This window comes from Streptomyces sp. NPDC040622 (assembly GCF_055593965.1).
The window spans coordinates 14,217-37,232 of the sequence record NZ_JBVIXD010000016.1 but is presented as its reverse complement, the minus strand read 5'-3'; the positions used below and the strand labels follow the sequence as shown (position 1 = coordinate 37,232).

General features: G+C 70.2%; 18 protein-coding genes. 11 read left to right on the top strand and 7 right to left on the bottom strand.

Translation table 11 applies throughout. The annotated features are described in order from the left end of the window. Nucleotides 1-38 precede the first annotated feature (38 nt). Both ACZ592_RS35590 and ACZ592_RS35585 read left to right on the top strand, forming a co-directional pair. Nucleotides 39-323, top strand: coding sequence for a YggT family protein (locus ACZ592_RS35590; protein WP_471585857.1), 285 nt, complete (start codon nt 39-41; stop codon nt 321-323). Between the two features lie 46 nt (nt 324-369). Next, nucleotides 370-1,482 (top strand): DivIVA domain-containing protein, encoded by a 1,113-nt coding sequence (locus ACZ592_RS35585; RefSeq protein WP_471585856.1) that lies wholly within the window; start codon nt 370-372, stop codon nt 1,480-1,482. A 225-nt stretch (nt 1,483-1,707) separates the two neighbouring features. Here ACZ592_RS35585 and ileS read toward each other — a convergent pair whose 3' ends face one another. Then, nucleotides 1,708-4,854, bottom strand: coding sequence for an isoleucine--tRNA ligase (ileS, locus tag ACZ592_RS35580; RefSeq protein WP_471585855.1), 3,147 nt, complete (start codon nt 4,852-4,854; stop codon nt 1,708-1,710). Between the two features lie 596 nt (nt 4,855-5,450). On the opposite strand from ileS, the gene ACZ592_RS35575 reads away from it, so the two are divergent. From ACZ592_RS35575 to ACZ592_RS35555, 5 genes are all read left to right on the top strand, one after another. Beyond that, the gene (locus ACZ592_RS35575) at nt 5,451-6,488 is read left to right on the top strand and encodes a TraR/DksA family transcriptional regulator (RefSeq protein ID WP_471585854.1); all 1,038 of its coding nucleotides are present in this window, start codon (nt 5,451-5,453) and stop codon (nt 6,486-6,488) included. A gap of 78 nt (nt 6,489-6,566) precedes the next feature. Then, on the top strand, nt 6,567-7,274 hold the full coding sequence (lspA, locus tag ACZ592_RS35570) for a signal peptidase II (protein ID WP_471585853.1): 708 nt from the start codon (nt 6,567-6,569) through the stop codon (nt 7,272-7,274). Between the two features lie 80 nt (nt 7,275-7,354). After that, nucleotides 7,355-8,296: an RluA family pseudouridine synthase gene (locus tag ACZ592_RS35565; protein ID WP_471585852.1), complete on the top strand. Its 942-nt coding sequence runs from the start codon at nt 7,355-7,357 to the stop codon at nt 8,294-8,296. Further along, complete coding sequence (locus ACZ592_RS35560; protein ID WP_471585851.1) at nt 8,293-8,763, top strand: GNAT family N-acetyltransferase; 471 nt, start codon at nt 8,293-8,295, stop codon at nt 8,761-8,763. Before ACZ592_RS35565 ends, ACZ592_RS35560 begins: the two co-directional genes overlap by 4 nt. A 162-nt stretch (nt 8,764-8,925) precedes the next feature. Continuing rightward, nucleotides 8,926-10,512, top strand: coding sequence for a Na+/H+ antiporter (locus tag ACZ592_RS35555; protein ID WP_471585931.1), 1,587 nt, complete (start codon nt 8,926-8,928; stop codon nt 10,510-10,512). Between the two features lie 36 nt (nt 10,513-10,548). Here the strand turns inward: ACZ592_RS35555 and ACZ592_RS35550 are convergent, their stop codons facing one another. Then, nucleotides 10,549-11,652 (bottom strand): mechanosensitive ion channel family protein, encoded by a 1,104-nt coding sequence (locus tag ACZ592_RS35550; RefSeq protein ID WP_471585850.1) that lies wholly within the window; start codon nt 11,650-11,652, stop codon nt 10,549-10,551. A 43-nt stretch (nt 11,653-11,695) separates the two neighbouring features. Here ACZ592_RS35550 and ACZ592_RS35545 point away from each other — a divergent pair, with 43 nt between their 5' ends. Then, nucleotides 11,696-12,265, top strand: coding sequence for a dienelactone hydrolase family protein (locus ACZ592_RS35545; protein ID WP_471585849.1), 570 nt, complete (start codon nt 11,696-11,698; stop codon nt 12,263-12,265). Between the two features lie 66 nt (nt 12,266-12,331). On the opposite strand, the gene ACZ592_RS35540 is transcribed toward ACZ592_RS35545, so the two are convergent. From ACZ592_RS35540 to ACZ592_RS35525, 4 genes are all read right to left on the bottom strand, one after another. Next, a complete protein-coding gene (locus ACZ592_RS35540) occupies nt 12,332-13,990 on the bottom strand; it encodes an alkaline phosphatase D family protein (protein WP_471585848.1) in 1,659 nt (552 codons plus the stop codon). Between the two features lie 105 nt (nt 13,991-14,095). Continuing rightward, a complete protein-coding gene (locus tag ACZ592_RS35535) occupies nt 14,096-14,914 on the bottom strand; it encodes a thioredoxin domain-containing protein (RefSeq protein WP_471585847.1) in 819 nt (272 codons plus the stop codon). A 41-nt stretch (nt 14,915-14,955) separates the two neighbouring features. Next, nucleotides 14,956-15,642 carry a hypothetical protein gene (locus tag ACZ592_RS35530; protein ID WP_471585846.1) on the bottom strand — a complete coding sequence of 229 codons (687 nt, stop codon included), beginning with the start codon at nt 15,640-15,642 and terminating at the stop codon, nt 14,956-14,958. Nucleotides 15,643-15,740: 98 nt separating this feature from the next. Next, nucleotides 15,741-17,069: a DUF2252 domain-containing protein gene (locus tag ACZ592_RS35525; RefSeq protein ID WP_471585845.1), complete on the bottom strand. Its 1,329-nt coding sequence runs from the start codon at nt 17,067-17,069 to the stop codon at nt 15,741-15,743. Nucleotides 17,070-17,295: 226 nt separating this feature from the next. On the opposite strand from ACZ592_RS35525, the gene dnaE reads away from it, so the two are divergent. Continuing rightward, on the top strand, nt 17,296-20,838 hold the full coding sequence (gene dnaE, locus ACZ592_RS35520) for a DNA polymerase III subunit alpha (RefSeq protein ID WP_471585844.1): 3,543 nt from the start codon (nt 17,296-17,298) through the stop codon (nt 20,836-20,838). Nucleotides 20,839-20,925: 87 nt separating this feature from the next. Beyond that, nucleotides 20,926-21,171, top strand: a complete 246-nt coding sequence (locus tag ACZ592_RS35515; protein ID WP_471585843.1) for a hypothetical protein — start codon at nt 20,926-20,928, stop codon at nt 21,169-21,171. A 91-nt stretch (nt 21,172-21,262) separates the two neighbouring features. Here the strand turns inward: ACZ592_RS35515 and ACZ592_RS35510 are convergent, their stop codons facing one another. Then, nucleotides 21,263-21,442: a hypothetical protein gene (locus tag ACZ592_RS35510; protein WP_471585842.1), complete on the bottom strand. Its 180-nt coding sequence runs from the start codon at nt 21,440-21,442 to the stop codon at nt 21,263-21,265. A gap of 329 nt (nt 21,443-21,771) precedes the next feature. Between ACZ592_RS35510 and ACZ592_RS35505 the strand changes: the two genes are divergently transcribed. Continuing rightward, nucleotides 21,772-23,016 carry an NYN domain-containing protein gene (locus tag ACZ592_RS35505; RefSeq protein WP_471585841.1) on the top strand — a complete coding sequence of 415 codons (1,245 nt, stop codon included), beginning with the start codon at nt 21,772-21,774 and terminating at the stop codon, nt 23,014-23,016.

The following is a 23,016-nucleotide window of genomic DNA, read 5'->3' as shown; positions in this document are numbered from 1 at the left end:
GACGAAGTACGAGTAACAGGGGAGAGGGAACCGCGAACATGGGCGTGGTCGTGCAAGTGCTCTACATCGCGCTGATGTGCTTCCTCATCGTGCTGATCTTCCGGTTGGTCATGGACTACGTCTTCCAGTTCGCCCGCTCATGGCAACCCGGCAAGGCAATGGTGGTCGTTCTGGAGGCCACCTACACTGTCACTGATCCACCGCTCAAGCTTCTGCGGCGGTTCATTCCGCCGCTGCGTCTCGGGGGCGTGGCGCTCGACCTGTCCTTCTTCGTACTGATGATCATCGTCTACATCCTGATCACCGTCGTGAGCGGCTTGTGAACGATACGGTCTTGCCGAATGCCGACGACTACGTTGAGGTGAAGAGATGCCGTTGACCCCCGAGGACGTGCGGAACAAGCAGTTCACGACCGTCCGCCTCCGAGAAGGCTATGACGAGGACGAGGTCGATGCCTTCCTCGATGAGGTCGAAGCCGAACTGACCCGCCTGCTCCGCGAGAACGAGGACCTGCGCGCCAAGCTGGCCGCGGCCACCCGTGCCGCCGCGCAGAACCAGCAGCAGGGCGGCATGCGCAAGGGCCCCGACGGGCCCGGCCCCCAGGACCAGCGCGGTCCCGGTGCCCCCGTGCCTGCCGCAATATCGGGCCCGCAGCCGGTCCAGCCGCAGCAGCAGATGGGTGGCCCCATGGGCGGCCCGCCGCAGCTGCCCGGCGGTGCGCCGCAGCTGCCCGCAGGCCCCAGTGGACACGGCCCCCAGGGCGGTCCGCAGGGTGGTCCCGGCCCGATGGGCCAGGGTCCGATGGGCGGCCCCATGGGTGGTCCCATGGGCGGCGGTCCCATGGGCGGCCCGCAGATGCCGCAGCCCGGCCAGGGCCCCGGTGGCGACAGCGCCGCCCGTGTGCTCTCGCTCGCGCAGCAGACCGCCGACCAGGCGATCGCGGAGGCCCGTTCCGAGGCCAACAAGATCGTCGGCGAGGCCCGTTCGCGCGCCGAGGGCCTCGAGCGTGACGCCCGTGCCAAGGCCGACGCCCTGGAGCGGGACGCGCAGGAGAAGCACCGCGTCGCGATGGGCTCCCTGGAGTCCGCCCGCGCCACGCTGGAGCGCAAGGTCGAGGACCTGCGCGGCTTCGAGCGCGAGTACCGCACGCGTCTGAAGTCCTACCTGGAGTCGCAGCTGCGCCAGCTGGAGACGCAGGCGGACGACTCGCTCGCTCCGCCGCGCACTCCGGCCACCGCCTCGCTGCCGCCGTCCCCGGCGCCGTCGATGGCTCCGGCCGGTGCGGGTGCCCCGTCCTACGGCGGCAACCAGTCGATGGGCGGCACCAACCAGCCCGCCGGCGGTCCGTCCTACGGCGGCCAGCAGCAGATGTCCCCGGCGATGACCCAGCCGATGGCGCCGGTGCGGCCGCAGGGCCCCGCTCCGATGCAGCAGGCTCCGTCGCCGATGCGTGGCTTCCTCATCGACGAGGACGACAACTGACGGGCGTTCCCACGCCATAGGCGTCGGCAGCGTTCAGGGCCGGGCCCCCGGAGAATCTCCGGGGGCCCGGCCCTTTGCTGTGCCGTGCTGCGTGCCGGTCGCGGGGAGCGCGCCGGTCGCAGGGAGGGCGCAGAAACGTTCATCTGTACGTGGGTACGCAACGCCGAGGGCCCGGCCCCGCCAAGATCTTCGGCGGGGCCGGGCCCTCGGTCGTCGTGCGGGTGCCTACGCCTTGCGCAGGCGGAACGTCAGCTGCAGGGAGTCGTCCGTGAACGGCTGTCCGAAGGAGTCGTCGGCCTGGTCGCTGTCCCCGGTCACGAACTCCGTGGCGAGGACCTCGTCCGCGATGAGCCCGGCGTGCTCGGAGAGGGCCGTGGCGACCGCCGGGTCCGTGGAGCTCCAGTGCAGGGCGATCCGGTCCGCCACGTCCAGGCCGCTGTTCTTGCGGGCCTCCTGGATCATGCGGATCGCGTCACGGGCCAGGCCCGCGCGGCGCAGCTCGTCCGTGATCTCCAGGTCAAGGGCGACCGTGGCACCGGACTCGGACGCCACCGACCAGCCCTCGCGCGGGGTCTCCGTGATGATCACCTCGTCCGGGGCCAGCGACACCGTCTCGCCGTCGACCTCGACCGAGGCCGTGCCCTCGCGCAGGGCCAGGGAGAGCGCGGCGGCGTCGGCCTCGGCGACGGCCTTGGCGACCGCCTGGACGCCCTTGCCGAACCGCTTGCCGAGCGCGCGGAAGTTCGCCTTGGCGGTCGTGTCGACCAGGGAACCGCCGACCTCGGAGAGTGACGCCAGCGAGGAGACGTTGAGCTCCTCGGTGATCTGGGCGTGCAACTCCGGGTTGAGCGAATCGAAGCCCGTGGCCGCGATCAGCGCGCGGGACAGGGGCTGACGGGTCTTGACGCCCGACTCCGCGCGCGTGGCGCGGCCGAGCTCGACGAGACGGCGTACGAGCACCATCTGCTGGGAGAGCTCCGGGTCGATGGCGGAGAGGTCCGCCTCGGGCCAGGAGGACAGGTGCACCGACTCCGGGGCGTCCGGGGTGACCGGCACGACCAGGTCCTGCCAGACCCGCTCCGCGATGAACGGCGTCAGCGGGGCCAGCAGGCGCGTGATCGTCTCCACGACCTCGTGCAGGGTCCGCAGCGCCGCCTTGTCGCCCTGCCAGAAGCGGCGGCGGGAGCGGCGGACGTACCAGTTGGAGAGGTTGTCCACGAAGACGGACAGGAGCTTGCCCGCGCGCTGGGTGTCGTAGCTGTCCAGGGCCTGGGTGACCTGGTCGGTGAGCGCGTGCAGCTCGCTGAGCAGCCAGCGGTCCAGGAGGGGGCGCTCCGCGGGCGCCGGGTCGGCGTCGCTGGGGGCCCACTTCGACGTACGGGCGTACAGCGCCTGGAAGGCGACCGTGTTCCAGTACGTGAGGAGGGTCTTGCGGACGACCTCCTGGATCGTGCCGTGGCCCACGCGGCGGGCTGCCCACGGGGAGCCGCCGGCCGCCATGAACCAGCGCACGGCGTCGGCGCCGTGCTGGTCCATGAGCGGGATCGGGTCCAGGGTGTTGCCCAGGTGCTTGGACATCTTGCGGCCGTCCTCGGCGAGGATGTGGCCGAGGCACACCACGTTCTCGTAGGAGGACTTGTCGAAGACCAGGGTGCCGACGGCCATCAGCGTGTAGAACCACCCGCGCGTCTGGTCGATGGCCTCCGAGATGAACTGTGCCGGGTAGCGGCTCTCGAAGAGCTCCTTGTTCTTGTACGGGTAGCCCCACTGCGCGAACGGCATCGAGCCCGAGTCGTACCAGGCGTCGATGACCTCCGGCACGCGCGTGGCCGTGTTCTCGCACTGGGGGCACGGGAACGTGACCTCGTCGATGAACGGGCGGTGCGGGTCGAGCTCCGACTGGTCGGTGCCGGTCAGGTCGGAGAGCTCCGCGCGCGAGCCGACGCAGGTGAGGTGGTTCTCCTCACAGCGCCAGATGGGCAGCGGGGTGCCCCAGTAGCGGTTGCGGGAGAGCGCCCAGTCGACGTTGTTGGTCAGCCAGTCGCCGAAGCGGCCGTGCTTGACCGAGTCGGGGAACCAGTTGGTCTTCTCGTTCTCCTGGAGGAGACGGTCCTTGATGGCCGTGGTGCGGATGTACCAGGAGGGCTGCGCGTAGTAGAGGAGCGCCGTGTGGCAGCGCCAGCAGTGCGGGTAGCTGTGCTCGTACGCGATGTGCCGGAAGAGCAGGCCGCGCTCGTCGAGGTCCTTGGTGAGGGTTTCGTCCGCCTTCTTGAAGAAGACACCGCCCACGAGCGGGACGTCCTCCTCGAAGGTGCCGTCGGGGCGGACCGGGTTCACCACCGGCAGGCCGTAGGAGCGGCAGACCTTGAGGTCGTCCTCACCGAAGGCGGGGGACTGGTGGACCAGACCGGTGCCGTCCTCGGTCGTCACGTAGTCGGCGTTGACGACGAAGTGGGCCGGAGCCGGGAACTCCACCAGGTCGAAGGGACGTTGGTAGGTCCAACGCTCCATCTCGGTGCCGGTGAAGCTCTCGCCGGTCGTCTCCCATCCTTCGCCGAGTGCCTTCTCGACGAGCGGCTGGGCGACGACGAGCTTCTCCTCGCCGTCCGTCACGACGACGTACGTGACGTCGGGGTGCGCGGCCACGGCGGTGTTGGAGACCAGGGTCCAGGGAGTCGTCGTCCAGACCAGGAGGGCGGCCCGGCCCGCGAGGGGACCGGAGGTGAGGGGGAAACGGACGTAGACCGAGGGGTCGACGACCGTCTCGTAGCCCTGGGCCAGCTCGTGGTCGGACAGGCCCGTGCCGCAGCGGGGGCACCAGGGGGCGACGCGGTGGTCCTGGACGAGCAGGTCCTTGTTGAAGATCTCCTTCAGGGACCACCAGACCGAGTCCACGTACTCCGGGTTCATCGTCCGGTACGCGTCGTCGAGGTCGACCCAGTACCCCATGCGGGTCGTGAGGTCGGCGAAGGCGTCGGTGTGCCGGGTCACGGACTCACGGCACTTGGCGTTGAACGCGGCGATGCCGTACGCCTCGATGTCCTTCTTGCCGCTGAACCCGAGCTCCTTCTCGACGGCGAGCTCCACGGGCAGGCCGTGGCAGTCCCAGCCGGCCTTGCGGGCCACGTGGTAGCCCCGCATGGTGCGAAAGCGCGGGAAGACGTCCTTGAAGACGCGGGCCTCGATGTGATGGGCGCCCGGCATGCCGTTGGCCGTGGGCGGGCCCTCGTAGAACACCCACTCGGGGCGACCCTCGGACTGCTCGAGGCTCTTGGCGAAGATCTTCTGCTCGTCCCAGAAGTCGAGCACGGCGTGCTCGAGGGCGGGCAGGTCGACCTGGGCGGGCACCTGGCGGTACTGCGGCGGCGTCATCAACGAACTCCTCCAACGGATGTGCTGCCTTCCGTCGGAGGGACGAGAGCCGTGTGCGCCTGGTGCGGCGCGCTCCCGCGGTACCACCCTCCTTGGCCCTCCGGAACGACGTTCGCGCCGGTGAGCCCCCTCATTGGGGTCGCGAAACCGGCTCTACTGGCCTCGGCACGGCGGCCTCGGCGTTCTTCCGGCGGCTCCGGGGTGATCTTCACGTCGCGCTGGCCCCCGGGCTCACACCGTCCCCGGGTCGCTCCTGGCCGCTCACGCCGCTACTCGTCCCCATCCACGCTTCTCGCTGCCGCCCAGTGTACGGCGCACGGGGCGGGGCGGCCGACCGGTTTTGCGGGAGTCCGGCGGCGGGCGGCGCGCGGGCGGGGTGTGACCCGAACGGCGCCCCGCGGGCCGGGCGGTTCCCGGCGCGCTCCGGGCGGCGGATTACCCGGCAGGGAGTTGGGCACAACGCTTGCAGACTCGCCGCGCGGGACCCGCGGGGCGGGGGAATCGGGCGGCGTGCCCCGTTGCCGCGGGTCTGGAGTCGATTTATCGTCCCAGCACGATTCGCGAGCAAGATCACAATATGTGAAGGGGCCGCGGCCATGGTGGCGAAGAAGACCGCCGTACAGCAGTCGGCGTCCGGCAGATCCACAGGCGCGGCCGCTGCGACGGCCAAGGATGTGAGCGGAAAGAAGAGCACGCACGGGGCGGTGCGGACGGCCGGCGCCGCGGGCACGGCCGGCGAGCCCTCCTCCGGCGAGGAGGCGGAGCCGGCGGCGCCCCGGGCCGCGGCGAAGAAGACCGTGGCCAAGACGGCGGCCAAGCAGGCGGCCAAGAAGACGGCGAAGAAGGGCGCGGCGAAGAAGGCGGTCAAGAAGGCTGTGACCGAGAAGACCGCCGCCAAGAAGAGTGCTGCCGAGGCGGCGGACAAGGGCGCGGCGGACCAGGAGGCGGTCGCTCAGGACGCCGGGGCCGACGAGGCCCCTGAGAGCGCTGCCAAGAAGGCCGTCCCCGCGAAGAAGACGACCGCGAAGAAGACGGCCGCCAAGAAGAGCACGGCGCATGCGAGCACGGCCAAGAAGAGCACGGCCAAGAAGACGGCCGCGTCCGCGGCCGAGGATGCGGCTGAGGCCGCGGAGACGACGGGAGCCACGACGGTGGTTGCGAAGAAGACTCCGGGCACGGCGACAGCGGCCAAGAAGCCGACGGCGGTGCCCAAGGCGCGGGGCGGCGCCGCGGAGCCCGGCGAGCTCGCGGTCCGGCCGGGCGAGGACCCCTGGACCCCGGAAGAGGTCTCCGAGGCCCGTGCCGAGCTCCAGAGCGAGGCGCTCCGGCTGAGCAGCGAGATCAGCTCGTCCGAGGAGGCCCTGGCGGGGCTGATGCGGGACTCCGGTGACGGGGCGGGCGACGACGACGCGGACACCGGCACGAAGAACATCACGCGGGAGCACGAGATGGCGCTGGCCGCCAACGCCCGCGAGATGCTGGAGCAGACCGAGCGCGCCCTGGAGCGGCTCGACGCGGGGACGTACGGCCTCTGCGAGAACTGCGGCAACCCGATCGGCAAGGCGCGCATGCAGGCCTTCCCGCGCGCGACGCTGTGCGTGGAGTGCAAACAGAAGGAGGAACGCCGCTACTGAGCGCGGCCTGGGCGCCGGGCCCCGTACGTGTGTGCCGTACCCTCGTCCCCAGTCAGGTACCTAGGTTGAGGGACTCACGTGGCAGAGGCGGAGCGCATCATCGGTACGCCGGACATCCCTGAGGCGGCCGGGGCCGAGCCGGAGCAGTCCGGTTCCGCCTCGAAGGAGACCGCGGCGGGCTCGTCCGGCGCGACCGCGGCGAAGAAGCCCGGCGGGGCGGCGGCGGAGACATCCGATGAGGCGGCGGTGACGTCCGGCGGGTCCGGTGCCGCCGACGGCCCGGACGAGCCGCGGGCCAAGGGCAGGCGCAGGATCGCCGTGCTGTTCGCGGTGGCCGTCGTCGCGTACGCCCTCGACCTGATCAGCAAGATGATCGTGGTGGCGAAGCTGGAGCACCACGAGCCGATCGAGCTCGTCGGGGACTGGCTCCGCCTCTCGGCCATCCGCAACGCGGGCGCCGCCTTCGGCTTCGGCGAGGCCTTCACGATCATCTTCACCTGCATCGCGGCCGCGGTGATCGTGGTGATCGCCCGCCTCGCCCGCAAGCTCTACAGCCTGCCGTGGGCGATCGCGCTCGGCCTGCTGCTCGGCGGTGCGCTCGGCAACCTCACCGACCGGCTGTTCCGCTCGCCGGGCGTCTTCGAGGGCGCGGTGGTCGACTTCATCGCCCCGAAGGGCTTCGCGGTCTTCAACCTCGCGGACTCGGCGATCGTCTGCGGCGGCATCCTGATCGTGCTGCTCTCCTTCCGCGGCCTGGACCCGGACGGCACCGTCCACAAGGACTGAGGCCCCTCCTCGCCGGGAGCGGGGCCCTCGGCGGGAGCCTGTGGTGCGGGAGTGTCGGTGCACTCCTGCATACTCAATGGGTGAGCACGATTCCCGAGATCCGTACCCTGCCCGTGCCGGACGGCCTGGAGGGCGAGCGCGTCGACGCCGCCATCTCGCGCATGTTCGGGTTCTCCCGTACGAAGGCCGCCGAGCTCGCCGCGGCGGGGAAGGTCGCGGTCGACGGCTCGGTGGTCGGCAAGTCCGAGCGGGTGCACGGCGGCGCCTGGCTGGAAGTGGAGATGCCGCAGGCACCCGCTCCGGTGCAGATCGTCGCCGAGCCCGTCGAAGGCATGGAGATCGTCCATGACGACGACGACATCGTCGTGATCGTCAAGCCGGTCGGCGTGGCCGCGCACCCGAGCCCCGGCTGGACCGGGACGACCGTGATCGGCGGCCTCGCGGCGGCCGGCTACCGCATCTCGACCTCCGGTGCCGCCGAGCGCCAGGGCATCGTGCACCGCCTGGACGTCGGCACCTCCGGCCTGATGGTGGTCGCCAAGTCCGAGCGTGCGTACACCTCCCTGAAGCGCCAGTTCAAGGAGCGCACGGTCGACAAGCGCTACAACGCGCTGGTGCAGGGCCACCCCGACCCGATGAGCGGCACCATCGACGCCCCGATCGGGCGCCACCCGAACCACGACTACAAGTGGGCGGTCACGGCCGAGGGCAAGCCCTCCGTGACGCACTACGACCTCATCGAGGCGTTCCGCGCGGCCTCCCTGCTCGACATCAAGCTGGAGACGGGCCGCACCCACCAGATCCGCGTGCACATGGCGGCCCACCGGCACCCCTGCGTGGGCGACCTGACGTACGGCGCGGACCCGACGCTCGCCAAGCGCCTCGGCCTCACGCGCCAGTGGCTGCACGCCGTCCGGCTCGGCTTCGAGCACCCGGGCGACGGGCAGTGGGCGGAGTTCGAGAGCCAGTACCCCGAGGACCTGCAGCTGGCGCTGGACCGGGTGCGGGCGGAGAGCTCGTGAGCGCCGTGACCATCCGGGTCGCGCAGGGCACGGATGACCTCGAGGCCTGCTTCACGGTCCGCAAGGACGTCTTCGTGGCCGAGCAGCAGGTGCCGGAAGACCTGGAGTACGACGCGTACGACGCCGGGGCGGTGCACGTCCTCGCGGTGCGCGAGGACGGTGTGCCGCTGGGCACGGGCCGGCTCCTGACCGGTTCCGCCGCGGCTGCGAAGAACGGCGGCGACGCCGGGGTGGGCGCCCTCGGGCGGCTGGCGGTGACGCGGGCGGCGCGCGGGCTCGGCGTGGGGGCCTCCCTGGTCCGGGCCATCGAGGACGCGGCACGCGCGCGTGGCCTGACCGCGGTGGACCTGCACGCGCAGACGCACGCCCTGGGGTTCTACGAGCGTCTCGGGTACGAGGCGTACGGGCCGGAGTTCCCCGACGCGGGGATTCCGCACCGCGCGATGCGGAAGTCGCTCGGCCGGTAGCCGGTAGCCGGTAGCCGGTAGCCGGATTCTGCCGGTGGCCGGTAGCGCCCGGCCGAGTCCTCGCCGCGAGCGGGGAATATGCCGCATTGGTCCGGTTGGCGCGGAATGCGTGGCAGGGTTGAGGTCTTGATCGTCCAAGTCTCGACCGCCGGAGTGCAGACCGTGGATCAACTGGCGCTGGTGCTCATCCTGCTGCTCGGTGCTGTGCTCACCGTGCCCCTGGGAGACCGGCTCGGGCTGCCCGCGCCGGTCCTGATGACGCTGGTCGGGATCGGCATGGCCCTGCTGCCGTTCGTGCCCAACGTCGAGATCCCACCGGACTACATCCTTCCGCTGGTCCTGCCGCCGCTGCTCTACGCCTCCGTGCAGCGCACCTCGTGGCGGCAGTTCACGGCCAACGTGCGCCCCATCTTCCTGCTCGCCGTGGCTCTGGTCTTCGTGACGACGGCGGCCGTCGCCGCGGTGGCCAACGCCGTCGTGCCGGGGTTGCCGATCGCCGCCGCCGTGGCCCTCGGGGCGCTCGTCGCGCCGCCCGACCCCGTCGCCGCGACCGCGGTCGCCGGATCGCTCGGACTGCCGCGCAGGCTCGTGTCGATCCTGGAGGGCGAGGGGCTCTTCAACGACGTCACGGCGATCGTGCTCTACCACGTGGCGATCGCCGCGGCGATGAGCGGAACGTTCTCCCTGCCCTCCGCCGTGGGTCTGCTGGTGCTGTCGGGCGTGGTCGCCGTCCTCGTCGGTCTCGTGCTCGGCTGGCTCACCAACAAGCTCATGGGGCTGCTCGGCGACGCCACCCTGCAGACCGGCCTGACCCTCCTCGTGCCGTTCGTCAGCTACGTGCTCGCCGAGGAACTGCTCGGCTCCGGGGTGCTCGCCGTCCTCACCACGGCGCTCTACCTCGCGGAGAACGCCGTCGACGCCGACGACGTGCTCGGGCGGATCACCGGCCAGACCTTCTGGCAGATCGTCGACACCCTGGTCACCGGCATCGCGTTCGGGCTCATCGGCCTGGAGCTGCACAACGTCTTCGGCATCGCGCGCGGCCACCAGTGGCAGATGTTCGGCTGGGGCGCGGCGATCGTCGGCGTCGTCGTCGGCGTGCGCCTGCTCTGGCTGCTGCCCGCGACCTGGCTTGCCAAGCGGCTGCACAAGCGGCGGGACGTCGACGAGGAGATCCCGACCACCTGGCGCGAGACCGTCGTCATGTGGTGGTCGGGGATGCGCGGCGTGGCGTCGGTCGCGCTGGCGCTCGCCATTCCGCTCAAGACGGACGACGGGACTCCGTTCCCGGCCCGTGACGAGATCATCTTCATCGCGTTCTGCGTCATCATGGCGACGCTCGTCGCCCAGGGACTCACCCTGCCCTGGCTGGTGAAGCGGCTCGGCGTACGCGCGGACGCGGACGCGGAGAGGGAACTGGAGCGTGAGCTCGCGCTGCGCGCCGCCAAGGCGGCCAAGCGCCGTCTCAAGGAGATCGAGGAGGTCGAGGAGCTCCCCGACGACGTCTCCGAGCGGTTGCAGCGCGGCGCGTTCGACATCGGGACCAGGATCAGCCCCGACCTCCTCGACGACGAGCGCCGCGAGCGGTACGCCAAGCGCGTGGACCGTCTCAAGGCCTTCCAGCGCATCCAGCGCGAGATGATGTCGGCCGCCCGCCACGAGGTGCTCGCCGCGCGCAGCGAGGTCGGCGCGGACCCCGAGGTCGTCGACCGGGTCCTGCACCACCTCGACATGCGCAGCCTGCGGTGAGCGTCCGGAGCCCGGCTCGACCGCGGGCGGCCGGCCTCAGCCGCGTCCCGTGCGCGGCACGTCCGGCGAGAACGTCTTGTGGAAGGGGCGCGGCTTGTGACCGTTGGGCGGCGGCTCGGCCGTGGCCGTGGTGACCTTCGGCAGCGCGTAGGGGTGGTGCTCGGTGAGCCAGCGGACCAGCTGCTCGCGCACCGTGACCCGCACCGTCCAGATGTCGTCCGCGTCCTTGGCGGTGACCAGGGCACGGATCTGAAGGGTGGTCGGTGTGGTGTCGGTCACCGCGAGGCCCCAGTCCCTGCCGTCCCAGGCCGCGCAGTCGCGCAGGATGTCGTGGAGCTGCTCGCGCATCCGCACGACGGGCGCCGAGTGGTCCAGGTGGAAGAAGACCGTGCCGGTCATCTCGGCGCCGCCCCGGGACCAGTTCTCGAAGGGCTTCGACGTGAAGTACGACACGGGCATGGTGATCCGGCGCTCGTCCCAGGTCCGGACGGTCAGGAAGGTCAGCGTGATCTCGTCGACCGTGCCCCACTCGCCGTCCACCACGACCGTGTCCCCGAGCCGCACCATGTCGCCGAAGGCGATCTGCAGCCCCGCGAAGAGGTTGCCGAGGGTGGACTGGGCGGCGACACCCGCGACGATGCCGAGGATGCCCGCGGAGGCCAGCAGCGAGGCCCCCGCGGCCTGCATCGCGGGAAACGTCAGGAGCATCGCGGCGGCGGCCACGACCCCGACGATCGCGGTGACCACCCGCTGGATGAGGGTCACCTGCGTACGGACGCGGCGGACCCGGGCCGGATCGCGGTGGACGGCGGCGTAACGCGCGTACGAGGACTCGACTATCGCCAGCGCGATCCGCACGAGCAGCCAGGCGGTGGAGCCGATGAGGACGAGGGTGAGCACGCGGCCGATGACCGGCGAGTAATCCGCGGCGATCTTGGTCTGCTGGTAGGAGCCTCTGAGGAGGCCGGTGCACAGGACAACTTGAAGGGGCACGCGGCAGCGGCGCAGCAGGCCCCACAGGGGGGTCTCGTGGTGCCGTTCGTCGGCCCGGCGCAACAACACGTCGGCCAGCCAGCCGACGATCACCGTGAGCACGACCGAGCCGCCGACCACGATCAACGGACGCAGTACGTTCTCCATGCCTCCGAGGGTAGGGGGCGGGGCCGGATGGCACGATGGCCCCATGAACATCGTGCTTTTCCATTCGACGTACGGCCTGCGGCCCGCGGTGCACGCGGCGGCCGACCGGCTGCGTGCCGCCGGGCACGAGGTGTGGACCCCCGACCTCTTCGAGGGCCGCGTCTTCGACGACGTCGAGGAAGGCAGGACCTACCAGAACGAGCTCGGCAAGGACGAGATCCTGAAGCGGGCCATCCTCGCCGCCGCGCCCTACTCGGAGCGCGGCCTGGTGTACGCCGGCTTCGCGCTCGGCGCCGCGACCGCGCAGACCCTCGCCCTCGGCGACGAGAAGGCCCGCGGCCTGCTGCTCCTGCACGGCACCTCCGATCTCGCGCAGAACGCGTCGGTGGACGAGCTGCCCGTGCAGCTGCACGTCGCCGAGCCCGACCCCTTCGAGTCGGACGACTGGCTGAGCGCCTGGTACCTGCGGATGGGGCGGGCCGGCGCCGACGTGGAGATCTACCGCTACGCGGGCGCCGGGCACCTCTACACCGACCCGGACCTCGACGACTACGACGCCGAGGCCGCGGAGGCTACGTGGCGCACGGCGCTCGGCTTCCTGGACACCCTCTGATCCCTGGGGACGCGCCCTGATCCCCGGAGGCCGCTTTCGGACCCGGGGATCAGGACGTGCGGGCGGTCAGCGCACGGGTGCGTGCACCCGCTCCACCTTCTGCGTGCCGTTGAGCGTGCGGTACGAGCGGGCCCAGGACGAGGTGGCCTTGGGGTCGGTCCGGTCGGAGACCACGTAGTAGTCCATCTGCGAGCGCTCGGCCGTGACGTCGAGGACTCCGTAGCCGTGCGAGTCCATGTCGAGCCACTTCACATGGCGGTTGGCGGCCTTGAGGGCGCCCGCGGCCACGAGCGAGACCGTGTGCGGGGCGACGTGCAGCATGTCGTCGACGTTGTCCGAGCTGACCGAGGTGACCACGAACTCCGTGGCGGCCGAGGCCGAGAACGGGTACGTGGCGGCCTTCACCGGCACGTCGTTCGCCCAGGCCATGTGGATGTCGCCGGTCAGGAAGACGGTGTTGCGGATCCTGTTGTCGCGCAGGTGGGCGATGAGTTCCTTGCGGTCGTCCGTGTAGCCGTCCCACTGGTCGGCGTTGATGGCGAGGCCCTCCTTGGGCAGGCCGAGCAACTCCGCGAGGGGTTCGAGCAGATGGGCCGGCAGGGAGCCGAAGGCGACCGGCGAGATCATCACCGAGGTGCCGACCAGCTTCCAGGCCGCGTCCGAGCCGGCCAGACCGGCCTTGAGCCAGTCGAGCTGGGCCCGGCCCGTGATCGTGCGGTCCGGGTCGTCGACGTCGCCGCTGCCGAACCCCGCCTGCTCGGAGCGGAAGGACCGCAGGTCGAGCAGGTGCAGATCGGCCAGCCTGCCGAAGCGCACGCGGCGGTAGACGGTGCCTTCCGTGGAGGGGCGCACCGGCATCCACTCGAAGTAGGCCTGCTTGGCCGCCGCCATGCGCCCCGCCCAGCCGCCCTCGGTCTCGGGGCTGTGGTTGACCGCGCCACCCGACCAGGCGTTGTCGGCGAACTCGTGGTCGTCCCAGATCGCGATGACCGGGTGCACCGCGTGCATCGCCTGCGCGTCCGGGTCGGTCTTGTGGAGGCCGTGCCGGACGCGGTAGTCGGCGAGCGTGGTGATCTCGTGGCGCGGCTCGTGCGGACGGACGACGTACTCGGCGGAGGGGTACTCGCCGCTGCGGTACTCGTAGATGTAGTCGCCGAGGTGGAGGACCGCGTCGAGCTCGGTGCGGGCCGCGAGGTGGCGGTAGGGGGAGAAGTGGCCCGCCTCCCAGTTGGCGCAGGACACCACACCGAAGCGGACGCCGGGCGCCGACGCGTCGAGCGCGGGGGTGGTGCGGGTACGTCCCACGGGGGAGTGGACGTCGCCTACGGAGAAGCGGAAGTAATACGTGGCTGCCTGGCGCAAGCCCCTTACGTCGGCCTTGACCGTGTGGTCGGACGCCGCACGCGCGGTGGTGCTGCCGTGCCCGACGACCCGGGTGAAGCCCTTGTCCTCGGCGACCTCCCAACGCACCTCGGTGTCGGGCCCCTTGCCGGAACCCGGCACGGCATCGGGGGTGGGCGTCACGCGCGTCCACAGCAGGACGCCGTCGGGCAGCGGGTCTCCCGAGGCGACTCCGTGGAGGAACGCGGGTCTGTCGGCGGCGTGCGCCGGTATGGCGGCGAGCGGCGCGCCGAGCACGGCGGTCGCGGCGGCGGCCTTGACGACGGTACGGCGGCGCGGCGTCAGGGAAGAGGCGGGTGTTTCCGCGGGGAATCGACTGGTCACAGCCGATCACCTTACTGATCGGTAATCGCAAAGAGCGGGCGAACTCCACGAGTTCGCCCGCTCTTTGCCCACCGGCCCTGTCGGCGCGCGGTGTTGTGCGTCAGGTCAGCCCTTGAGGGCCTTGTCGATCGCGTTCTTGTAGTCCTCGACCGTGCTGGGCGCGTTCTTGGAGCCGGGGCCGGTCAGCTGCTTGCCGTCCATGACGAAGGAGGGGGTGCCCTGGACGCCGTCCTTGTTCTCGTCGAACTTCTTCGACATCTCCAGAGCCCACCGGTCGAACGTCCCGTTCTTGACGTCCTTCGTGAAGGCCGCGCTCTTCTTGAGCGCGGGAACCTCGTCGGCGGCCTTGAGGAGGACCGAGTCGTCCTTGAACTTGTCGTCCTGCTCCGAGGGGTGGTTCTTCGCGGAGAAGAGCACCTTCTTGTACTCGAGGAAGGCGTCGTCGCTGACGTTCAGAGCGGCGCCGAGCGCGCTCAGGGCGTTCCTGGAGCCCTCGCCGGGGATGTTGCGGTCGAGGAAGGTGGCGCCGATGAACTGGATCTTGTACTTGCCGTCCTTCAGGTCCTTCTCGACCGTCGGGCCGACCGTCTGCTCGAACGCGGCGCAGACCGGGCAGCGCGGGTCCTCGTAGACCTTGAGGGTCTTCTTCGCGGAGTCCTTGCCGAGGACGACGGTCGTGCCGTCCTTGCCCTCGGTGTTCGCCGGCTTGACCAGCTTGGCGTCCTTGGCCTCTTCCCAGTAGCCGGGCTTGTTGGACTGCATGACGGCGTAGCCGACGCCGCCCGCTATCGCGAGGACGCCGACGATCGAGACGCCGACGATGATGCCGCGCTTGCGCTTCTCGCGCTTGCGCTCGGCCTCCTGCTGGGCGCGGATGCGCTCGCGGGCGGCGGACTTGGCGGCCTGGCTGTTGCGCTTGCTCATGATCTTTTCTCCGTGTGAATGACTGCGTGGGGGTGCGGTGCTCAGGCGTGAACGGCCGAGCACGGCGGTCCACGCCGCCCCACGAAGTGCACGAGCAGCCTCGTACGGGCCGCCCTGACCCGGCGCTCGGGGCGCGGCGGGCGGCGGACGGGCCGGGGGCAGGTGGTGAGCGCGGCGACCGCGATCAGCAGCGGCCGGAACGTGGCGGCGGCGACCGCGCGCAGCAGCTGGGCCAGCGCCTGCTCGCCGCGCCGGAGCCAGGCGGCGGCCAGGAGGCCCACGCCGACGTGCGCGCCGAGCAGCAGCCAGGCGGCGCCCGGCTCGACGTCCGCGAGGAGCACGGCGGCGCCGTGATGGCCCTCGGCCGCCATGCGGGCCAGGGGCGTGCCGACGGGCGCCCCGCCGCACAGCACGTCGAAGCCGAAGGAGCGCAGCGGCCCCGCGACGGGACCGCCCGCCTCGCCGTAACAGACGTGCTGGCCCGCGGTGAACACGGTGTCGGCGGCCAGCTCCAGGGGGATCAGCAGCGCGGCGATCCGCCCGTAGCCCCGCTCGCGCCCCGCCATCGCGTAGGCGAGGGCGAAGACGGCGGCGGCGATGGCCGCGACGGTGGTCGGCGGCAGGGGGACGCGGGACAGCAGCACGTGCGACGCGGTGGAGAGCGTCACGACGAGCGCCGTGAACAGCGCCGCGCGCACGGCTCTGAGCTGGGTCCCGGATATGTCCATCGCCGAGGAGTGTGCCATGTGTTCCTGTGGGAGGTTCCTCAAGGGTCCCTGTGAGTTCCCCCATGGCTTCCGCCGGGGGTACGGGCACCCGCGGGAGCCTAAAGCCCCGGAATCCGGCCGTTGCGGAACAGGTCGACGAAGATCTGGTGGTCGGCGCGGGCGCGGGCTCCGTAGCTGTGCGCGAAGTCGACGAGCAGGTCCGCGAAGCCCTCCTCGTCGCCCGCGATCGCCGCGTCGATGGCGCGCTCCGTGGAGAACGGCACCAGGTCCGAGTGCCCGCTCTCGTCGTCCGCCGCGGCGTGCATCGTGGCCGTGGCACGGCCCAGGTCGGCGACGACCGAGGAGATCTCGTCCAGGTCGTCGATGTCGGACCAGTCCAGGTCGACCGCGTACGGCGAGACCTCGGCGACCAGCTGGCCGGCGCCGTCCAGCTCGGTCCAGCCCAGCCACGGGTCGGCGTGCGCCTGCAGCGCGCGCTGCGAGATCACCGTGCGGTGGCCCTCGTGCTGGAAGTAGCCACGGACGGCCGGGTCCGTGATGTGCCGCGAGACCGCGGGGGTCTGCGCCTGCTTGAGGTAGATCACGACGTCGTTCTCCAGGGCGTCGCTGTTGCCCTCCAGGAGAATGTTGTACGAGGGCAGGCCCGCGGAGCCGATGCCGATGCCGCGGCGGCCGACGACGTCCTTCACGCGGTAGGAGTCGGGGCGGGTGAGGGAGGACTCCGGCAGGGTCTCCAGGTAGCCGTCGAAGGCGGCGAGCACCTTGTAGCGCGTGGCGGCGTCGAGCTCGATGGAGCCGCCGCCCGGCGCGAAGCGGCGCTCGAAGTCCCGGATCTCCGTCATCGAGTCGAGCAGCCCGAAGCGGGTCAGGGAGCGGGCGTCGCGCAGCGCGTCCAGGAGGGGGCCCTGGGCGGTGTCCAGGGTGAAGGGCGGCACCTCGTCGCTCTTGGCGCCCGTCGCCAGGTCGTGGATCCGGTCGCGGTACGCCGTCGCGTAGGTCCGCACGAGCTCGGTGATCTGGTCGTCGCCGAGCGCCTTCGTGTAGCCGATCAGGGCGACGGAGGCGGCGAAGCGCTTCAGGTCCCAGGTGAAGGGGCCGACGTACGCCTCGTCGAAGTCGTTCACATTGAAGATCAGCCGGCCCTGGGCGTCCATGTACGTGCCGAAGTTCTCCGCGTGCAGGTCGCCGTGGATCCACACCCTGCCCGTACGGTCGTCCAGGTAGGGGCCGCCGTGCTGCTCGCGCTCCAGGTCGTCGTAGAACAGGCAGGCCGTGCCGCGGTAGAACGCGAAGGCGGAGGCGGCCATCTTCCGGAACTTCACCCGGAACGCGGCGGGGTCCGCGGCGAGCAGCTCGCCGAACGCGGTGTCGAAGACGGCGAGGATCTGCTCGCCGCGCTGCTCAGCAGTGGGCTGCTTGACCGACATCGCTGGGTGCCTCCTGGTGCAGGGTGATGCGTGACATGTGGACGGGGGCTCCGTCCCTGCATGTGGACGGGGGCTCCGTCCCTCGGGGACAGATGTTCCGTCCCTTCCAACGCTCGACCGTACCCCCGAGTGCCCGCCGACTGTCAGTGCTCCGGATTAGACTTCCACGCTGTCCCCCCAGACTGTCCGCAGCCTGTCGCCCAGCGTTCTCCGGAGGCCTTCCGCCGTGACCAAGCCGCCCTTCACGCACCTGCACGTGCACACTCAGTACTCGCTGCTCGACGGTGCCGCGCGGCTCAAGGACATGTTCGACGCGTGCAATGAGATGGGCATGACGCATGTCGCCATGTCCGACCACGGCAACCTGCACGGGGCGTACGACTTCTTCCATTCGGCGAAGAAGGCGGGCGTGACGCCGATCATCGGGATCGAGGCGTATGTGGCGCCGGAGTCGCGGCGCAACAAGCGGAAGATCAAGTGGGGCCAGCCGCATCAGAAGCGCGACGACGTGTCGGGTTCGGGTGGTTACACGCACAAGACGATCTGGGCGGCGAACAGCACGGGTCTGCACAACCTGTTCCGGTTGTCCTCGGACGCGTACGCGGAGGGGTGGCTGCAGAAGTGGCCGCGGATGGACAAGGAGACGATCTCCCAGTGGTCGGAGGGGTTGATCGCCTCCACGGGGTGTCCGTCGGGTGAGCTCCAGACCCGGCTGCGGCTCGGCCAGTTCGACGAGGCGGTGAAGGCGGCCGCGGAGTACCAGGACATTTTCGGCAAGGACCGGTATTTCCTGGAGCTGATGGATCACGGGATCGACATCGAGCGCCGGGTCCGTGACGATCTGCTGCGGGTGGGCAAGAAGCTGGGTATTCCGCCGCTGGTGACGAACGACTCGCATTACACGTACTCCCACGAGTCGGTCGCGCATGATGCGCTGCTGTGCATCCAGACGGGCAAGAACCTCTCGGACCCGGACCGTTTCCGTTTCGACGGGACGGGTTATTACCTGAAGTCGACGGACGAGATGTATGCCATCGACTCCTCCGACGCGTGGCAGGAGGGCTGTCGGAACACGCTGCTGGTGGCGGAGCAGATCGACACCACGGGGATGTTCGAGAAGCGCGACCTGATGCCGAAGTTCGACATCCCGGAGGGCTTCACCGAAGTCACCTGGTTCCAGGAGGAGGTCCGGGTCGGCATGGAACGCCGCTACCCGGGCGGTGTCCCCGACGACCGGCAGAAGCAGGCCGAGTACGAGATGGACATCATCATCCAGATGGGGTTCCCGGGGTACTTCCTCGTCGTCGCCGACTTCATCATGTGGGCCAAGAACAACGGCATCGCCGTCGGCCCCGGGCGAGGCTCCGCGGCAGGATCGATCGTCGCGTACGCCATGGGAATCACCGACCTCGACCCGATCACGCACGGACTGATCTTCGAGCGGTTCCTCAACCCCGAGCGCGTCTCCATGCCCGATGTCGACATCGACTTCGACGAGCGCAGGCGCGTCGAGGTGATCCGGTACGTGACGGAGAAGTACGGGGCCGACAAGGTCGCCATGATCGGCACGTACGGAAAGATCAAGGCGAAGAACGCCATCAAGGACTCCGCGCGCGTGCTCGGCTATCCGTACGCGATGGGGGACCGTCTCACCAAGGCCATGCCCGCCGACGTCCTGGGCAAGGGCATCGACCTCTCCGGCATCACCGACCCCAAGCACCCGCGCTACAGCGAGGCGGGCGAGATCCGGGGGATGTACGAGAACGAGCCGGACGTGAAGAAGGTCATCGACACCGCGAAGGGTGTGGAGGGCCTGGTCCGTCAGATGGGCGTGCACGCGGCCGGCGTGATCATGTCCAGCGAGCCGATCGTCGACCACGCCCCGCTCTGGACGCGGCACACCGACGGCGTGACCATCACGCAGTGGGACTACCCCCAGTGCGAGTCGCTCGGCCTGCTCAAGATGGACTTCCTGGGCCTGCGCAACCTCACCATCATGGACGACGCCGTCAAGATGGTGCGGGCCGGCAAGGGCATCGACCTGGAGATGCTCTCCCTCGAACTGGACGACCCGAAGACCTTCGAACTGCTCTGCCGCGGTGACACGCTCGGCGTCTTCCAGTTCGACGGCGGCCCGATGCGCTCGCTGCTGCGCCAGATGCAGCCCGACAACTTCGAGGACATTTCCGCCGTCTCGGCCCTGTACCGGCCGGGCCCGATGGGCATGAACTCGCACACGAACTACGCCGAGCGCAAGAACGGCCGCCAGGAGATCACGCCGATCCACCCGGAGCTCGAAGAGCCCCTGAAGGAGACGCTGGGCCTGACCTACGGCCTCATCGTGTACCAGGAGCAGGTGCAGAAGGCCGCGCAGATCATCGCGGGCTACTCGCTCGGCGAGGCCGACATCCTGCGCCGCGTGATGGGCAAGAAGAAGCCCGAGGAACTGGCGAAGAACTTCGTCCTGTTCCAGGAGGGCGCGAAGAAGAACGGCTATTCGGACGCGGCGATCCAGGCCCTGTGGGACGTCCTGGTCCCCTTCGCCGGGTACGCGTTCAACAAGGCGCACTCCTCCGCGTACGGCCTGGTCACCTACTGGACCGCCTACCTGAAGGCGAACTACCCGGCCGAGTACATGGCCGCGCTGCTCACCTCGGTCAAGGACGACAAGGACAAGTCGGCCGTCTACCTCAACGAGTGCCGGCGCATGGGCATCAAGGTGCTCCCGCCGAACGTGAACGAGTCCGTGCACAACTTCGCCGCCCAGGGCGACGACGTGATCCTCTTCGGCCTGGAGGCCGTCCGCAACGTCGGTACGAACGTGGTGGAGTCGATCGTCCGCTCGCGCAAGGCGAAGGGGAAGTTCACCTCCTTCCCCGACTACCTGGACAAGGTCGAGGCGACCGCGTGCAACAAGCGCACCACGGAGTCGCTGATCAAGGCGGGCGCCTTCGACACCATGGGGCACACCCGCAAGGGCCTCACCGCCCAGTACGAGCCGATGATCGACAACGTCGTGGCGGTCAAGCGCAAGGAGGCCGAGGGGCAGTTCGACCTCTTCGGAGGGATGGGTGACGAGTCGGGCGGTGACGAGCCGGGCTTCGGGCTCGACGTGGAGTTCTCCGAGGACGAGTGGGAGAAGACGTACCTGCTGGCCCAGGAGCGGGAGATGCTCGGCCTGTACGTCTCCGACCATCCGCTCTTCGGTCTGGAGCACGTCCTGTCGGACAAGGCGGATGCCGGGATCGGGCAGCTGACCGGCGGTGACTTCTCCGACGGGTCCGTCGTGACCATCGGCGGCATCATCTCGGGCCTGCAGAGGAAGATGACCAAGCAGGGGAACGCCTGGGCCATCGCGACCGTCGAGGACCTCGCCGGGTCCATCGAGTGCATGTTCTTCCCGGCGACCTACCAGCTGGTGTCGACCCAACTCGTCGAGGACGCCGTGGTGTTCGTCAAGGGCCGCCTCGACAAGCGTGAGGACGTGCCCCGGCTCGTCGCCATGGAGATGCAGGTGCCCGACCTGTCGAACGCGGGCACCAACGCGCCCGTGGTGATCACCATCCCGACGGTCAAGGTGAGCCCGCCGATGATCACCCGCCTCGGCGAGGTCCTCAGCCACCACCGCGGCAACAGTGAGGTGCGGATCAAGCTGCAGGGGGCGCAGAAGACGACCGTGCTGCGCCTGGACCGGCACCGTGTGAAGCCCGACCCGGCGCTCTTCGGCGACCTGAAGGTGCTGCTCGGCGCGTCCTGCCTGGCGGGCTGACCGGCCCCTTACTTATCCAAAGCGGACATCTCGAGGAGTAAGATGCATAGTGCATCTAGTTCTTCTCGCGTGTGAGGGTTGAGTGCCGTGAATGGTGCCGCTGTCGACAAGGCCGTATTTCTGATGCGAGAGACGCACCAGTCCCCGGAGGACGCGCGTCGGGCGTTGGAGGCCTATTTCCCGCGGATGGACTTCTTCGAGCGGGTGCGGCACGTGCGTGCCGCGTACGCGGTCCTCCAGGGCGGCCGCGGGGTCGTCCGGCCGCGGCAGTCCGAACTGCAGAAGCCGAGTGCGTTCATGGTCGCCCACGAGCGGCACGGCTTCACCGACTGACGTTTCACCGGCTGACGCACGACGCGGCCGACGCATGACACGAGGGGCGCACCCGGATCGGGTGCGCCCCTCATGTGTGCCTGGATACGGGTCAGTTGTGACCGAAGCGACGCTGGTGCTTACGCGCAACATCCGCCGGGCTGCCCTGGACCTGCGACTGCATCGGCGACTGGGCTTCCGCGGCGGTCGACTTGGCCTGCTCCTGCGCCTGCTCGGCCTGCGAGGCGCGGTCCTGTTGGCTGCCCTGCTTGCGGTTCTTGTTCTTGGCCATGGTGATCTTCCTCCTGAGGGGGATCTGGGGGCCAGGATGCGACCAGATTCACATATGGCTTCAAAGTGTGCATTTCGGAGAATTACCGTGCGTAATAAGGCCTGTCGGGAAGGGATCCGCGGATACGCCACGCCGAAGATCGAGTTCCGGCCGTTAACCTCCGCCGGGTCGGGCAGACTCGAAGGAGACCCGACGCGGACCCGCACCCCTGATTCGTTGTCCTTCCAGGGTGTCTTCGTGGGCCTTCGAGGGAACGTCCAGAGACCCCCGGCACTGTTCTGGGACCCCCAGGCACGTCAGGGAACCTCCAGGGAAAGAGGGTGGACCGCGTGGATCGCTGCATCGTCCTGGTGGACGCCGGGTATCTGCTGGGTGCCGCCGCGAGTCTCCTCGCGGGCGAACCGTCCAGGTCCCGGATCACCGTCGATCACACCGCCCTGATCCAGGGCCTGCGCGAGCGCGCGGAGTCGGACACCGAGCGCCCCCTGCTGCGCATCTACTGGTTCGACGGGGCCCCCGACCGCGTACCGCAGCCCGAGCACCGGCGGCTGCGCGTCATGCCGCGCGTCACGGTCCGGCTCGGCGCCCTGACCCGCAGCGACGGGCGGTGGGCGCAGAAGGGCGTCGACGCCGCGATGCACGCCGAGCTGACCGAGCTGGCCCGCAACCGCGCCTGTTCCGACGTCGTCCTCGTCACCGGCGACGGCGACCTGCTGCCCGGCATGATGGCCGCCAAGGAGCACGGCGTCGCCGTCCACCTGTGGGCCGTGCAGGCCGCCGACGGCGACTACAACCAGTCCGAGGACCTGGTCGCCGAGGCCGACGAACGGCGCGTCCTGGACCGGATCTGGATCACCAAGGCCGTCCGTCCCAAGGAGCTCACCGGCAGCTGCGCGCCGCCGCCCGTCCCGCGCCCCGAGATCGCCGCGATCCTCTCCGCGCCGCTGCCGGAGTCCGCGCTCGCCGCCGCGGCCCAGCACGCCGGGGAGGAGCCGCCCGACCAGCACCCCGAACCGGTCGCCAACGGCCGGGCGGCGGCCGACGAGCACCGCATGCCCGCGGGCAAGGGCGTGCCCACCCCCAAGGACCTGGCCGCCCTGCGCGCCCCCGGCACCGCCCAGGCCGCCCAGCACCCCACCAACGCGACCCTGCGCTGGTCGTCCGACAAGGGCTGGGTCGAGCGTCCCGGCGGCGCGGCCGAGGGCCCCGAGGCCGCCGCCCTGCCCACCCTCGCCCAGCTGACGACGGCCGAGCAGCGCTGGGCCGACCGCGAGGAGGACATCACCACGGTCGGCGGCGACCCCTTCGAGGTCGGACAGGTGTTCGCGCGGCGCTGGATGGCGCGCCTCCCGGAACAGCACAACCTGCAGAAGCTGTCCACGATGTACCCGCGCATTCCGCACCGCGTCGACGGGGAACTGCTCCGCTACGCGGCACGTTTCGGCCTTCTCGCCCACAAGGACGACCAGATCGACGAGCACGACCGGTATGCGATCCGGGCGGGCTTCTGGCGGGAGATCGACGTGCGGACGGCCGCAGAACACGCGCCCGCGGGCGACCGCGCCGGTGACTGA

What these genes read in the sequence shown, in the direction of transcription:
- ACZ592_RS35585 (WP_471585856.1), top strand. Translation starts at nt 370, where the DNA reads ATGCCGTTGACCCCCGAGGACGTGCGGAACAAGCAGTTCACGACCGTC.
- ACZ592_RS35510 (WP_471585842.1), bottom strand. Translation starts at nt 21,442, where the DNA reads ATGGCCAAGAACAAGAACCGCAAGCAGGGCAGCCAACAGGACCGCGCC.
- ACZ592_RS35530 (WP_471585846.1), bottom strand. Translation starts at nt 15,642, where the DNA reads ATGGACATATCCGGGACCCAGCTCAGAGCCGTGCGCGCGGCGCTGTTC.
- ileS (WP_471585855.1), bottom strand. Translation starts at nt 4,854, where the DNA reads ATGACGCCGCCGCAGTACCGCCAGGTGCCCGCCCAGGTCGACCTGCCC.
- ACZ592_RS35590 (WP_471585857.1), top strand. Translation starts at nt 39, where the DNA reads ATGGGCGTGGTCGTGCAAGTGCTCTACATCGCGCTGATGTGCTTCCTC.
- ACZ592_RS35525 (WP_471585845.1), bottom strand. Translation starts at nt 17,069, where the DNA reads ATGTCGGTCAAGCAGCCCACTGCTGAGCAGCGCGGCGAGCAGATCCTC.
- ACZ592_RS35545 (WP_471585849.1), top strand. Translation starts at nt 11,696, where the DNA reads ATGAACATCGTGCTTTTCCATTCGACGTACGGCCTGCGGCCCGCGGTG.
- ACZ592_RS35550 (WP_471585850.1), bottom strand. Translation starts at nt 11,652, where the DNA reads ATGGAGAACGTACTGCGTCCGTTGATCGTGGTCGGCGGCTCGGTCGTG.
- ACZ592_RS35535 (WP_471585847.1), bottom strand. Translation starts at nt 14,914, where the DNA reads ATGAGCAAGCGCAACAGCCAGGCCGCCAAGTCCGCCGCCCGCGAGCGC.
- ACZ592_RS35575 (WP_471585854.1), top strand. Translation starts at nt 5,451, where the DNA reads ATGGTGGCGAAGAAGACCGCCGTACAGCAGTCGGCGTCCGGCAGATCC.